Source organism: Amnibacterium sp., assembly GCF_025463795.1.
Taxonomy (GTDB): Bacteria; Actinomycetota; Actinomycetes; order Actinomycetales; family Microbacteriaceae; genus Amnibacterium.
On the sequence record NZ_JAODBE010000100.1, the window covers coordinates 1 to 13,023 of the forward strand.

Here is a 13,023-nt window from a genome sequence, read left to right on the forward strand (position 1 = left end):
GCGGTCGGGGCGGATGGGCAGGTCCAGCGCCGCCGCGAAGAGGTCGGGCTTGTCGGCGAAGTAGTGGTGCACGAGCGCCGCGTCGACCCCCGCTCGCCGGGCGACGGCGCGGAGCGAGACGCCGTCGTAGCCGGCGGAGGCGAACTCGTCGGCCGCTGCCCGCACGATCGCCGTGCGTGCGTCGGCGTCGCCGGCTCGGCGACGTCCTCGGCGCGGGGGAGCGGTCTCGGCGTCCACGGCCGGAGCCTACGCCGCGCCCCCGTTGCGCTCCGTCCCGCCGTGCGTGCGGCTCGCCCGCTCGTGCTGTCGCTGGTTCTCGTCGACATACCGACGCCAGGCCGCGACCGCGGCGCTGTCCCCGTCGGGGAAGTAGCCGATGAGCTCCCGCCCGGCCGACCGCGGGGCCCAGGTCACGGCCCGGTAGGCGACGCGTCCCGCGAGCTTGAGCCGGCGGATGACCGCGACGGGTTCCGGATGTCCGGGGACGGTGAGCACCCACTCGACCGGCCGCACCAGGTGCCGCGGATGCCACTCCACCACGGGAGGCGAGCGTAATCGAACATGCGTTCGATCAGCCAGTCGAACGACGAGCAGCATCCCGGCGCCACTGAGGCCGAGCGTGACGAATGCGGCGATCGAGCCGGCGAGATGCAGCGCGCGCTGCGTCTTCCCCGGATCGCATGCCGCTGCGATCATCGCCTTCATGCCCGAGACGGTTCGCTACACGACGACGATGGCGCTCATCGGGCGCAACACCGGCATCCCGGTGCCGGACGACGTGCTCGACCGGCTCGGAGGTGGTCGCCGCCCACCCGTGGCGGTCGTGGTCAACGGCTACCGGTACCGCGGGACGGTCGGCTCGATGGGCGGACGATCCCTCATCTCGTTCTCCTCGGACCACCGCGCCCGCAGCGGCATCGCCGGCGACGACGTCATCGATGTCGAGCTGACCCTCGACACGGCTCCCCGCGAGGTGGCGGTCCCGGACGACCTGGGGGCGGCGCTGGAGGCGGCCGGCCTCACCGAGGCCTTCGGGCGCCTCGCGCCGAGCCATCGGAAGGCGCACGTCACGTCGGTCGAGGAGGCCAAGGCGCCGGAGACGCGAGCGCGGCGCATTGTCTCGGCCGTCGAGAAGGTCCGTTCCGGCAGCTGAACCACCCACATCATCGAACATATGTTCGATGGTCGTGGTACACTTCATGCATGACCGATGAAGTGCCGACGGACGGGCAGCCGCACGGGCACCGCGATGTCGCGCCCTGGCTCGCCGTCCTGGCACCGGCGCAGGAGCCGATCCCGCAGGACGCGAACGACTTCGAGTTGATGGATGCGGTCGAAGCGCTGCACCGCACCCGAGCGGCCCTCGACCTCGAACGGGCGAAGGTGCTCGCGCGCATCTGGTCGACGCGTCGTGGTAGCAGCGCTGCGGACGAGGCGGCACTGCATGAGGTCGCCATGATCAGCGGGGTGTCGGTGACGGCCGCGGAGCGGATGCTCTCGACCTCGCTCGCGGTCGAGCAGGGGCTCTCGTCCACGCGGGCGGCGCTGTCGGACGGCACGCTGCCCTGGTGCCACGTCGAGGTCATCGCCGATGGGGCACGGCAGGTCGAACCCTGCGACGTCGGCCGCTACGAGGCCGAGGCGATCCGGCTGGTCACGGGAGCCGGCATCGGACAGGCGAGGGACCGGGTCCGGCGCCTGATCGATCGGCTCAACCCGGAGGAGATGGCCGCGCGGCACGAGAAGGAGCACGCCGAGCGGGACGTGACGCTCCAGCCGGCTGCCAACGGGATGGCCTGGCTGACCCTGTACATCGACGCGCCCGCCGCGGTCGCGATCTACGATCGACTGACCCGGGGCGCGGTCGGCCTGCACGGCGAGGAGGGCGAGACGCGCTGCATCGGGCAGCTCCGTGCCGACCTCGCCACCGACCTGCTGCTCGCGGCACTGCCGGAGGCGTCCGACTGGGAGGTGCTCGACCGCGCCCGCCGCACCTGGAACGCGCTCGACATCGTCCCGCAGGTGCACGCGACCGTTCCGGTGCTCACCCTCCTCGGGCAGAACGAGGAGCCCGGCCATCTGCGCGGATACGGTCCGATCGACCCGGAGACTGCTCGCCGGCTCACTGCGCGAGCGCCGAGCCTCTATCGCATACTCGTCGACCCTGGCACCCGGACGGTGACCCAGGTCGGCCGGGAGCACTACGAGGTGCCACCTGCGCTCCGACGGTTCCTTCAACTCCGCGACGAGCAGTGCCGGTTCCCCGGATGCCGGCGGAGCGCCGACCTCTGCGACATCGACCACACCATCCCGTGGTTCTGGGAGGGTGAGACGAATGCGAACAACCTCGCTCACCTCTGCCGTGCGCACCATCGACTGAAGGACAGGGGCTGGACTGCCGAGCTCCAGGACGACGGCGTCATGGAGTGGACGTCACCGTTCGGCCGGCGGCGCACCACCTTGCCCGCGGTCGCGCTCGCCGCCTGACCGGCTCAGCGTGGCCAGTCCGCCACCAGGTGCTCGGCCACGCGGTAGGCGTTCGCGATGATCGTGAGCGTCGGGTTCACGCTGCCGTTCGTCGGGTGCAGGGACGAGTCGCAGACGACGACGCGCCGGGCGCCCCACGGTCGGCCGAACGGATCCGTCGCCGAACGCTCCTGGTCCACGCCCATCCGGGCGGTGCCGCACGAGTGCTCGCCGGCAGCCGATGCCGTCGCCGTCCCGCGCTGCCGGTGGATCTCCCGACCGCCGGCGGCGAGCAGCCACTGCTCGCCCATCACGGCCATCCCGTCCTCGACCTCCACCGACGTGCGGTGCACGTTCTTCCGCAGGGCCGCGCCCGGGCGGCCCCACCGGTCCGTCACGCCGGCGAGGGTGACCCGGGAGGTCGGCATCGGGATCTCCTGCCCCATGCCGAAGACGCCGAACATGCGGGGCCGGTCGTCCCGCATCCACCGTTTGTGGCCGGCGCCCCAGAGCGGGGCGCCGGGCATCGGGTTCGCGGCCGACGTCAGGGGGAGCAGTCCCATGAGGTCGACGAGCACGCCGCCGCCCCACGGGATCGTCGTCGCGTGCACGTGGTCGAGCGTCGCGACCGAGTGACCGGGGCCGAGGTAGCGCTTCACCGGCTCGTCGACCATGGAGAGCATCGTGACGAACCGGTGGTCGTGCAGGTGCCGGCCCATCTCGTCGTTGCCGATCCCGCTCGCCAGGAGCAGGCGCGCCGTCTCCACCGCGCCCGCGGCCACGACGACGACGTCGGCCCGCACGACGAGCTCGACCGGCTCCGCCGACGAGGTGGCGGCCATCACCGTCACCTCGGCTCCTCCGGCACCGTCACGCACCTCGACGACCTCCGCGTCGTAGAGCACGTCGCAGTTCCCCGTCGCCGCGGCGCGGGGGAGGAACGTGTTGTGGGAACCGTTCTTGGCGTTCACCGGGCAGGCGTGCCCGACGCACTGCGGGCAGCGGACGCAGGCGGGCCGTCCTTCGTGGGGCACGCTGTTCAGCCCGAGCGGGATCGGCCCCCAGCCCCAGCCGAGCGAGTCGGCGGCGCGGCCGAGCAGCTCCCGCGCGGGCTCCGTGCCGAACGGGGGCATCGGGTACCCCGACGACCGCGGCGTGCGGCTCGTGAGCGCACCCTCCTCGCCGGCGACACCCAGCTCCTGCTCCGCGCGCGAGTAGTACGGCTCCATCTCGTCGTAGGAGACGGGCCAGTCGACGAGGCTGGCGCCCTCCGGGTTGCCGTACTCCGAGGCCATCCGGAAGTCCTCCGGGAGGAAGCGCCACGCCATGCCCTGCCAGATCCGCGTGCCGCCGCCCATGGTGTCCGCGTTCAGGCCGTACAGCCACGCGTCGTCGGTGCCGTCGAGCACCCGGTCGCCCTCCGGCAGCTGCGCCACCCGTGGATGACCGGGGCCGGGGCCCACGGTGGGGGAGTAGACGGCGTTCCGCTTCCCGTGGAGGTGGTCGCCACGGAGCGCGGCGTTCGGCAGCCGGGCGGCGCGCTCGATCACGAGCACCGAGCGACCGGCGGCGCTCAGCACCTGCGCCGCGACCCCGCCGCCCGGCCCGCTGCCGATCACGACGGCGTCGTACGCAGGGCGCACGCCGTGGACGCCGACGTCGGGCACGAGGTCCGGCTCCACCGGTGTGACGCCCTCGGGCACCGCGCGGAACCCGACCATGTCGATTCCGGCCGGCGTGCGTCCGTCCGCGGAGGCGTAGTAGCCCTCCCAGCAGAGCCGGCGCAGCGCCGCGAAGTCCTGGGCGCCGTCCGGGTCACCGGCGACGACCGAGAGCAGGCGGTCCTGCTGGTCGGGCGTCAGCTCGGCGAAGGCCGCGCCCTGCTCGACCGCGAGGGACTCGAGGCGCCGATCGAGGGCGACGAGCGCGGGCCGGGCCCAGTCGAGCTCGGTGCCGCCGGTGGTCAGGTGGGCGGAGACGCCACCGTCCCACCCGCCGGGCCAGCGGTCGACCGGGATGATCCGGTCGACCGCGGCCCGGAGCGCGGGTGGGACAGGGGGCGCCGTGTCAGCGTCCGGCAAGCGAGCCGCCGATCCCTCCGACGCTGAAGTACCGGTTCAACCCGGCGAACACGAGGACGGGCGGGAGCATCATGACGACCGCCACGGCCATGACGAAGCCCCAGTTCGCCGCGTTCTGCTGGAAGAACGTGTTCAGGCCGACGGGCAGCGTGTACTTCGACTGGTCCTGCAGGAACAGCAGGGCGATCAGGTAGTCGTTCCAGGCGAGCAGGAACGAGAAGATCGCCGTCGACAGGATGCCCGGCAGCGAGTTCCGCAGCACGATGCGGGTGAAGCTGCCGAACACGCTGGCACCGTCCATCCACGCCGCCTCCTCCAGGGAGATCGGGATGGAGTCGAAGTACGCGGCCATCATCCAGATCGCCACGGACATGGTCGAGCCGATGTAGATGATCGCCACGCCCGGCAGCGTGTTGACCAGGTTCAGCGCCGCGAACGTGATGAACAGCGGGATCGCCGCGGTCACGACCGGCAGGGACTGCACGATGAACAGCACGAGCGAGTACGTCGAGACCAGGCGGTTGCGCATCCGGGACAGCACGTACCCGGCCGGAGCGGCGACCACGACCGCGACCACCACGACGGCGAGCGACACGAGCAGGCTGTTCGTCAGCCAGAGCAGCACATCGGTCTGCTGGAAGATCCCGACGAAGTTCTCGAAGGTGAGGCCGGTGGCGGTGCTGCCCAGGCCCGGCGTGAACGAGAGGTACACCACCGCCAGGATCGGGACGATCACGATGAACGTGATCACCAGGGTCAGGACGAAGCGCCACCACTGGCCGCGCTTCCCCGTCGCGAGGTCGGCGCGCTTCCGGCGGGTGCCGGCGACGCTGGACGGAGCGGGACGAGTCGCGATCGCCTGGGTCATTCGATGTTCGCCTTCTTGATCTGCTGGTACAGGCCTACCGAGACGAGCACGAGCACGACCGTCATGATGAACGCGACGGCGGTGGCGGGGCCGGTCTGGAAGTTCTGGAACGCGTACTGGTACGCGAGGACGACGAGCGACGTGGTCGCGTTCTGCGGGCCGCCCTGCGTGAGCAGGAAGATCGTCGGGAAGTCGTTCACGCAGAAGATGGTCATGAGCACCCAGCTGATGTAGGTGCTCCTCGAGATCATCGGGAGCGTGACGCCCGTGAACGTCTGCCAGCTCGTCGCCCCGTCCATCTTCGCCGCCTCGTAGACGTTGGTGTCCACGGACGCGAGCGCCGACGACATCATCATCAGCATGAACGGGAAGCTGATCCACACCTTGAAGATGCAGACGACGACCTGAGCCAGCACCGGGTCGCCGAGGAAGTTGACGTTCCCCGCCCCGAAGAGGCCCAGGATGACCGGGATGGGGCTCTGCGGCGTGGCGACGAGCCAGTTCCATGCCGTCGCCGAGACGACCACCGGGACGATCCAGGGCAGCAGCAGCAGCACCTTGAAGACGGTGTTGCCTGGGATCTTCGTGCGCAGCAGCAGTGCCAGCCCGAGTCCGATCAGCCACGAGCCGAACACGCCGCTGATCGTGAAGATCAGCGTGAAGATCGTGCTCGCCCAGAACTGCGGATCGGCGACCACGCCCGTATAGTTCGCCAACCCGACGAAGGGGGCGTCCCACGGCAGCGTGGAGGGGGTGCCCTTCTGCAGCGACTGGAGGATCGCGTAGACGACGGGGAAGACGTTGAGCAGCAGAAGCAGGATCAGCGACGGCAGGGCGAACCCCGTCATGGTCAGCGCACCCGTGCGCCGTCGCTTCCGCGGCAGCGGGGTGCCCGGTCCGCGACCGGACACCCCCACCCCACGCTTCGCCCGCTTAAGTCGCTCCGGAACGGTGTCGACGGTCACAGCTACTCCCTCCGTCGGGATCCGATGCGATTATGAACGGGTTTGCTCAGGACTTGATGGCAGCCTCGAGCGCCGACTGGAGCTTCTGCAGCGCCGCCTTCGCGGTCGTGTTCCCGCTGAGGATCGACTGCGTGAACGTCGTGCCGGGCGCGGTGCCGTCGACCGCGGTGACGTTGAGGAACACGGTGTTGCCACCGGGCGCGCCCCACGTCTTCGAGACCGGCTGCCACTCGCTCAGGATCTTGACGTTGTTCGCGTCCGACTTGAACTCGGGCGTCGCCGCGATCGACTTCAGGACCGGCAGCCCGATGCCGGTCTTCTGCGTCCAGAGCGGCTTCATGTTCTGGTAGTAGTACGTCGCGAACGCCTCGGTGCCCTTCTGGGACGAGTTGTGCTTGTACATCATGATGTTGTTCGGGAAGAACAGGGCGCCCTTGCCGCCGCTGGGCGCGGTGAGCGGGCTGCCGACGACGAGGTCCGGTCCGACGGTGCCGCCGACGTTCTGCGCGAGACCACCGGTGTCGAAGCCCATGCCGAACTTCTTCGCCTTGTACTGGTCCTGGGCGTTCTGCCCCGTGTAGGTGCCGGCACGCGGGTCGACGTAGCCGTTCTTCACGAGGCCGAGAACCCACTCCATCGCCTGCTCGTTCGCCGGGGTGTCGCACGCGGGCTTCTGGTTGGCGTCGAACAGGCCGCCGCCGTTGTTGATCATGTGGCTGACCAGGGTGTGGAACCCGGTGAAGCCGCCGGCGCCGGAGTACGTGCCGTAGCCGTAGATCCCCTTGGCCTTGAGCTTCTTGCAGGCGGCCTCGTAGGTGTCCCACGTCGTCGGGATCTCAGCGCCGGCCTGCTGGAGGAGCGTCTTGTTGTACCACCAGACGCGCATGTCGAGGTTGTAGGGGATCGCGGCGTAGCCGTTCTTCGTCTTCAGGGTGTCGATCAGGCCCGGGAGGAAGTCGTCGTACAGACCGTTGGTCTTCCACTCCTTGTAGAGGTTGTCCGCGTAGGCGATCTTGCCCTGCGACTCGAACAGGAAGGCCTGCGTGCCACCGCCGGAGCTGATGGCGGGGTTCGTGTTCGAGGCGACGGCCGTGGAGTAGCGCTGAGCGAAGTTCGCCCACTGGATCACCTGGTACTTCACCGCGGGCAGACCGCTCTTCGGCTTGTACGCGGTCGTGATCTTCTGGTCCAGCGGGTTGAACGCGGTGGACCCCCAGGGCTGGTTCCAGAAGCTGATCGGCGTGGACGAGCCGCCGCCGCCGCTGCCGCCGCTCTTGCTGCTGCAGGCCGCGAGGAGTGTCGCGGCTGCGACGCCGCCCGCACCCGCGAGCAGGGAGCGCCGGGTGAAGCCGGCGCCGGAGTGCTGTGAAGCCATTACAGGGTCCTCTCCGATGGCCGCGCCTCTGCGGGACCCATCGTCATTCGTCGTTGAATAGAAAGTTTCGAAGGCCTGGGGCGCGAACGCCCGCGATCGTCCTCCTGGTGCTCAGTCTGTGACGCACAGCGCCCCCTGTCAACGAAGCGCGCGCACGGGAAGGTTGCGATTCAGGCACCGATCGGGCCCTTCGAGGCGGCGATCCGCATGGTTGTGCGGCGGGACGCCCTCGATAGTTTCGACAAATCGCAGACTTCTTTCGGGAAACGACGCGCTGGTGGGCGGGCGCCCCGGCGCGACCGCGTTCCACCCGCACCCACCCGGCTGAGCGGATCAGCCCTCGGCGGGGATGAGGATCCAGAGCACCAGGTAGAGCACGGCCTGGGGTCCCGGGAGCAGCAGCGACGCGAGGAAGATCGCGCGGACGAGCCACGGCGCGAGGCCGAATCGCCGGCCGAGGCCGGCGCAGACGCCTGCGAGGACGCGACCGGTGCGCGGGCGGCTGAGCTGGGGTACGGACACCCCGTCAGTCAACTCCGGATGGCCGCGGCGGGGAAGGGCGGCCCGCCGCCTGAACCCCGGCGCATCGGTGGAAAGAGGTCTCCGTCCGGCCATGATCCGTCTGAAGGCTCGGCGTGGCGGCTTGCGTTCCGTACGATGCACTGGTGCCCATACCCCCCACGGGGCGCCGGATCGGGACGACGCTGTCCTCGCTCCTCGCCTTCTTCTCCGTCGCCGGGATCGCCGGTGTGCTCGTCGCCGTGCTGCTCACCCCGGCCGTCGCGCTGTCCGGCGTCGGCGCGAAGCAGGGCATCGGCCTGTTCGAGTCGCTGCCCAGCGAGGTGAGGATCGGGGCCCTCGATCAGCGCACGTCGATCTTCGCGACCTCCCACGGGAAGCCCGTGCTGCTCGCCTCGTTCTACGCGCAGAACCGCGTGGTCGTGCCCTGGTCGTCGGTGCCGCTCTCGGTGCAGGACGCGACCATCGCCGGCGAGGACGTGCGGTTCTACCATCACGGCGGGGTCGACGCGAACGCCATCGTGCGCGCGGCCGTCGCGGACGCGCTCGGCAAGACGCTGCAGGGCGCGTCGACCATCACCCAGCAGTACGTGAAGAACATCTGCGTGCAGCAGTCCGAGAGCATCACCGACGCCGCGAAGTCACGAGCCGCGTACCTCGAGTGCATCGACACCTCCGCGGGGCGGAAGGTGCGCGAGATGCGGCTCGCCATCGGCCTCGAGAAGAAGTACACGAAGAACGAGATCCTGCTCGGCTACCTCAACATCGCCGGGTTCGGCGGTCGCGTCTACGGCATCGAGGCCGCCGCGGAGTACTACTTCGGCGAGCAGGCGGCGAAGCTGACCGTGCCGCAGGCCGCCGCGCTCATCGCGATCGTGAACAACCCCGAGCACTTCCGCATCGACGAGAAGGCGAACCTCCCCGCGGCCACCGACCGCCGCGACCACATCCTCGGGGTCGAGCGCGACCAGGGGATGATCAGCGAGGCCGCCTACGAGCAGGCGGTCGCCGCGCCGATCACGACGCACATCACGCCGCCGCCGACGGGCTGCGACTCGGCGGGCGTCGGCGGGTTCTTCTGCGACTACGTCGTCACCCTGCTGAAGACGGATCCGGCCTTCGGCAGGACCGAGGCGATCCGGGCCGCCAACCTGCAGACGAAGGGCTGGAAGGTCAGCACGACGCTGAACCTCGACCTGCAGCGCACCGCCCAGCACGTCATGAACTCGTACGTGCCGAAGTCGACGAAGGCGTTCGACGTCGGGGGAGCGGCCGTGTCGGTGCAGCCGGGAACCGGGCGGGTCGTGTCCATGGTGCAGAACAAGGACTACGACGCGAGCGGCGCACGCGGCGGCCGGTACTCGGCCGTGAACTACAACGTCGACATGGCGCTCGGCGCGGGCGGGGGTCCGCAGCCCGGATCCACCTTCAAGCTGTTCCCGCTCATCGACTGGCTGAAGACCGGGCACACGCTCTACCAGGTCGTGAACGGCAACCCGCGGACCATCCCGGCGTCGACGTTCACGAAGTGCGGGTCGCCCGACTACGACGACAAGGCCTGGTCGGTCGGCAACGACGAGGCCGGCGAGAAGGGCAACTACAGCGTGATGACCGGCACCGCGGCCTCGGTGAACGGCGTCTTCGCCTCGCTCGGCGAGGAGAGCGACCTCTGCCACGTGCGGGACCTCGCGCAGTCGATGGGCGCGACGAACGCCCGTGGCGGCGCGCTGAAGATGGTGCCGGCCATGGTCATCGGTGGCGCCAGCTCGATCGCACCGCTCGACATGGCCACCGCGTACGCCACCATCGCGAACCACGGCGTGACCTGCGACCCGATCGCGATCGACCGCATCACCGATCCGGCCGGGAACCCCGTGAAGGTGCCGGCGCCGCACTGCCACCGGACGGTTCCCGCGGGCATCGCCATCGCCGTCGCCTACGCCCTCCACGGCGTCATCACGGGCGGCACGATGGGCGGCGACCAGACGGCCGACGGGCTCTACGAGTTCGGCAAGACCGGGACGACCGACAACGCGAAGGACACCTGGGCGATCGGCAGCACCTCGAAGGTGACGACCGCCGTGTGGATCGGCAACGCGAACGGGTTCGCCAACCTGCGCGAGGTGTTCGGGTTCCCGTACTGCGGGCTGCAGGGCAGCACGCAGGCCGCCATCGAGCGGCACTGCGTCTGGCGAGGCATCCAGACCGCGGCGAACCGGGTCTACGGCGGCGTCACGGGCTGGGCCTACCCCGACTCGCAGTACCTCTACGGGGGCGTCGCGATCCGGCACGCCGATGCCCGGCCCCACGTCAAGCCGGCCCCGAGGCCGAAGCCCACTGCGGCCCCGTCTCCTGCACCGAGCGCCCCGGCGCCCGCGCCGAAACCGAAGCCCACCAAGCCGACGAAGCCCCTGCCCCCGCCGCCGAAGCACTGACCGTCAGAGGAGGAACGCCCATCCGATCGCGGCGGCGATCACGACCAGCAGCGCGTTGAGGCAGGCCAGCGCGAACCGGCGCCGCCAGACGGCGCCACCGCCCCCGACGAGCTGACCGACGGCGGCCACGGCGACGAGCAGGAGGAGCTGGCCCAGCCCGACGCCGCCCACGAACAGCGGCCCCGAGCCGTCGGTCGAGGGTGACAGCACCTCGAGCGCCACCAGGGCGAGCCCGAGCAGGTGGAGCGGCAGCGTCGCGAGCATGAGTACCACGGCGAGCGCGAAGCCCCACCGGCGACGGGCCAGCGACGGGCCCCGGACCCGGGTACGCGGCGGGTGGGCAGCGGACGGCGCCGTCGGCCGCGGCGCCTGGCGCGGGACCGGCAGCGTGCTCAGACCGTTCGTCATGTCCTCGGGCACTATCGGCAGCCGGGCTCCCCGCGTCAGCGGGACGTCGGCTAGCGTGGGACCGACGACTGGCGTGGGTAGGGGACTACCGGGGAGTCGAGTTCCGAGCATCGTCCGCCTGGGTGCTCCTCGCAGGAGGAGACGAATGCCCGCTGGACTGATCGACGGGAAGGCGCTCGCCGCCCGCACGCTCGAGCGCGTCGCCGGTCGGGTCGCGCGGCTGAAGGCCGACGGGCATCGCGCGCCCTGCATCGCGACCGTCCTGGTCGGCGACGACCCGGCGTCGCACGCCTACGTCCGGATGAAGGTGAACCGCGCCCGCTCCGTCGGCATCGAGCCGCGCCGGCACGACGTGCCGGCCGACATCGACACGGCCGGGCTGGTCGGGCTGATCGAAGGTCTCTCGGCCGACGACGGCGTCGACGGCATCCTGCTGCAGCACCCCGTTCCCGAGCACGTCGACGAGCGGGCCGCGTTCGAGGCGATCGACGTCGCGAAGGACGTCGACGGGGTCACCCACCGGTCCTTCGCGGGGATGGCGTTCGGCGAGGGCGGTTTCGCCTCGGCCACGCCGGGTGGCATCCTGCGCCTGCTCGACGAGTACGACGTGCCCCTGCGCGGCACCGAGACGGTCGTGGTCGGCCAGGGACCGATCCTCGGCCGCCCCCTCAGCGTGCTGCTGCTCGCCCGCGACGCGACCGTCACGATGTGCCACGAGTTCACGCAGGACCTCGGCGAGCACGTCGCGCGCGCCGACCTCGTCGTCGCTGCGGTGGGCCTGCCCGGCCTCATCCGGGGCGAGTGGATCAAGGAGGGCGCCGTCGTCATCGATGCGGGCTACAGCCCCGGCGGCATCGGTGACGTGGAGTTCGAGGCGGCGTCGGAGCGGGCGCGCCTGCTCACGCCCGTGCCGGGCGGCGTGGGGCCGATGACGGTCGCCGTGCTGCTCGAGCAGACGGTGCTCGCCGCGGAACGGCGGTTCGGCTACGACGAGGAGGCCGCACCGGTCGGTGCGACCTCCTCGCGGTGATGCGCTGAACCTCAGGCGGCCAGCACCGGCTCCCGGCGCTCGACCGCGGCGAGGATCTCGCCGCCGGCCGCGTCGACCGTGACGACGTCGCCCTCACCGAGCTCGCGGGTCACCATCACGTCGGCGATGGCGTCCTCCACGTCGCGCTGGATGACCCGACGCAGGGGCCGTGCTCCGTACTCGGGCTGGTAGCCCCGCTCGGCGATGAGGTCGACCGCCGCCTCCGTGACCTCGAAGGCCACGTGCTGGGCGGTGAGCCGTGCCGCGGTGTCGGCGAGCAGCAGGTGCACGATCTCGCGCAGCTGCGCGGCGTCGAGCTTGCGGAACAGCACCACCTCGTCGATCCGGTTGAGGAACTCGGGCCGCATCACCTCGCGCAGCCGGCCCATGACCCGGTCGCGGACCGCCTTCTCGGACCCGAACCCGGATCCGTCGTCGGACGGGGCGACGAAGCCGAGGGCGCCGCTCCGGCTGGCGAGGAACTCGCCGCCGATGTTCGAGGTCATGATGACCACGGTGTTGCGGAAGTCGACCGTGCGGCCCTGCCCGTCGGTCAGGCGGCCGTCGTCGAGCACCTGCAGGAGCAGGTTGAAGACGTCCGGGTGCGCCTTCTCGATCTCGTCGAGCAGCACCACCGAGTACGGGTTGCGGCGCACGCGCTCGGTGAGCTGGCCCGCCTCGTCGTAGCCGACGTATCCGGGAGGGGCCCCCACGAGACGGCTGACGGTGTGCCGCTCGCCGAACTCGCTCATGTCGAACCGCAGCATCGCGCTCTCGTCGCCGAACAGGCTCGCCGCGAGGGCCTTCGCCAGCTCGGTCTTGCCGACCCCGGTGGGTCCGAGGAACAGGAAGCTGCCGACGGGGCGGCGTGGGTCG

The 13,023-nt window shown here is 70.7% G+C and carries 13 protein-coding genes; 4 read left to right on the forward strand and 9 right to left on the reverse strand.

Annotated elements, in window-relative coordinates:
• Together JWQ92_RS09060 and JWQ92_RS09065 are read right to left on the reverse strand one after the other, a co-directional pair.
• On the reverse strand, nucleotides 1–237 hold a 237-nt coding region (locus JWQ92_RS09060; RefSeq protein ID WP_297344133.1), incomplete at its 3' end, for a helix-turn-helix domain-containing protein.
• 9 nt (nucleotides 238–246) lie between these two features.
• The gene (locus JWQ92_RS09065) at nucleotides 247–705 is read right to left on the reverse strand and encodes a hypothetical protein (RefSeq protein WP_297344134.1); all 459 of its coding nucleotides are present in this window, start codon (nucleotides 703–705) and stop codon (nucleotides 247–249) included.
• On the opposite strand from JWQ92_RS09065, the gene JWQ92_RS09070 reads away from it, so the two are divergent.
• Both JWQ92_RS09070 and JWQ92_RS09075 read left to right on the forward strand, forming a co-directional pair.
• Entirely contained in the window at nucleotides 704–1,153 is a 450-nt protein-coding gene (locus JWQ92_RS09070; protein ID WP_297344135.1) for a YdeI/OmpD-associated family protein, read from the forward strand. The two genes, JWQ92_RS09065 and JWQ92_RS09070, sit on opposite strands and share 2 nt — an antisense overlap.
• A 50-nt stretch (nucleotides 1,154–1,203) precedes the next feature.
• Nucleotides 1,204–2,487: an HNH endonuclease signature motif containing protein gene (locus JWQ92_RS09075; protein WP_297344136.1), complete on the forward strand. Its 1,284-nt coding sequence runs from the start codon at nucleotides 1,204–1,206 to the stop codon at nucleotides 2,485–2,487.
• A gap of 5 nt (nucleotides 2,488–2,492) precedes the next feature.
• Here JWQ92_RS09075 and JWQ92_RS09080 read toward each other — a convergent pair whose 3' ends face one another.
• The 5 genes from JWQ92_RS09080 to JWQ92_RS09100 all read right to left on the reverse strand — a co-directional run bounded on the left by JWQ92_RS09080 (nucleotide 2,493) and on the right by JWQ92_RS09100 (nucleotide 8,277).
• Nucleotides 2,493–4,547, reverse strand: a complete 2,055-nt coding sequence (locus tag JWQ92_RS09080) for a GMC family oxidoreductase N-terminal domain-containing protein (protein ID WP_297344137.1) — start codon at nucleotides 4,545–4,547, stop codon at nucleotides 2,493–2,495.
• Nucleotides 4,534–5,415 carry a carbohydrate ABC transporter permease gene (locus JWQ92_RS09085; protein ID WP_297344138.1) on the reverse strand — a complete coding sequence of 294 codons (882 nt, stop codon included), beginning with the start codon at nucleotides 5,413–5,415 and terminating at the stop codon, nucleotides 4,534–4,536. The genes JWQ92_RS09080 and JWQ92_RS09085 overlap by 14 nt, the downstream gene beginning before the upstream one ends.
• The gene (locus JWQ92_RS09090) at nucleotides 5,412–6,380 is read right to left on the reverse strand and encodes a carbohydrate ABC transporter permease (RefSeq protein WP_297344139.1); all 969 of its coding nucleotides are present in this window, start codon (nucleotides 6,378–6,380) and stop codon (nucleotides 5,412–5,414) included. Before JWQ92_RS09090 ends, JWQ92_RS09085 begins: the two co-directional genes overlap by 4 nt.
• 46 nt (nucleotides 6,381–6,426) lie before the next feature.
• Nucleotides 6,427–7,755, reverse strand: a complete 1,329-nt coding sequence (locus tag JWQ92_RS09095) for an ABC transporter substrate-binding protein (RefSeq protein ID WP_297344140.1) — start codon at nucleotides 7,753–7,755, stop codon at nucleotides 6,427–6,429.
• A 333-nt stretch (nucleotides 7,756–8,088) separates the two neighbouring features.
• Nucleotides 8,089–8,277, reverse strand: coding sequence for a PspC domain-containing protein (locus JWQ92_RS09100; RefSeq protein WP_297344141.1), 189 nt, complete (start codon nucleotides 8,275–8,277; stop codon nucleotides 8,089–8,091).
• 143 nt (nucleotides 8,278–8,420) lie between these two features.
• Here JWQ92_RS09100 and JWQ92_RS09105 point away from each other — a divergent pair, with 143 nt between their 5' ends.
• Nucleotides 8,421–10,709 carry a transglycosylase domain-containing protein gene (locus JWQ92_RS09105; RefSeq protein WP_297344142.1) on the forward strand — a complete coding sequence of 763 codons (2,289 nt, stop codon included), beginning with the start codon at nucleotides 8,421–8,423 and terminating at the stop codon, nucleotides 10,707–10,709.
• Nucleotides 10,710–10,712: 3 nt separating this feature from the next.
• Here JWQ92_RS09105 and JWQ92_RS09110 read toward each other — a convergent pair whose 3' ends face one another.
• Nucleotides 10,713–11,117 carry a hypothetical protein gene (locus tag JWQ92_RS09110; protein WP_297344143.1) on the reverse strand — a complete coding sequence of 135 codons (405 nt, stop codon included), beginning with the start codon at nucleotides 11,115–11,117 and terminating at the stop codon, nucleotides 10,713–10,715.
• 145 nt (nucleotides 11,118–11,262) lie between these two features.
• Between JWQ92_RS09110 and JWQ92_RS09115 the strand changes: the two genes are divergently transcribed.
• Entirely contained in the window at nucleotides 11,263–12,147 is an 885-nt protein-coding gene (locus JWQ92_RS09115; RefSeq protein WP_297344144.1) for a bifunctional 5,10-methylenetetrahydrofolate dehydrogenase/5,10-methenyltetrahydrofolate cyclohydrolase, read from the forward strand.
• 11 nt (nucleotides 12,148–12,158) lie between these two features.
• Here JWQ92_RS09115 and JWQ92_RS09120 read toward each other — a convergent pair.
• Nucleotides 12,159–13,023: AAA family ATPase (locus JWQ92_RS09120; protein ID WP_297344145.1), on the reverse strand; the 865-nt coding region annotated here is incomplete at its 5' end.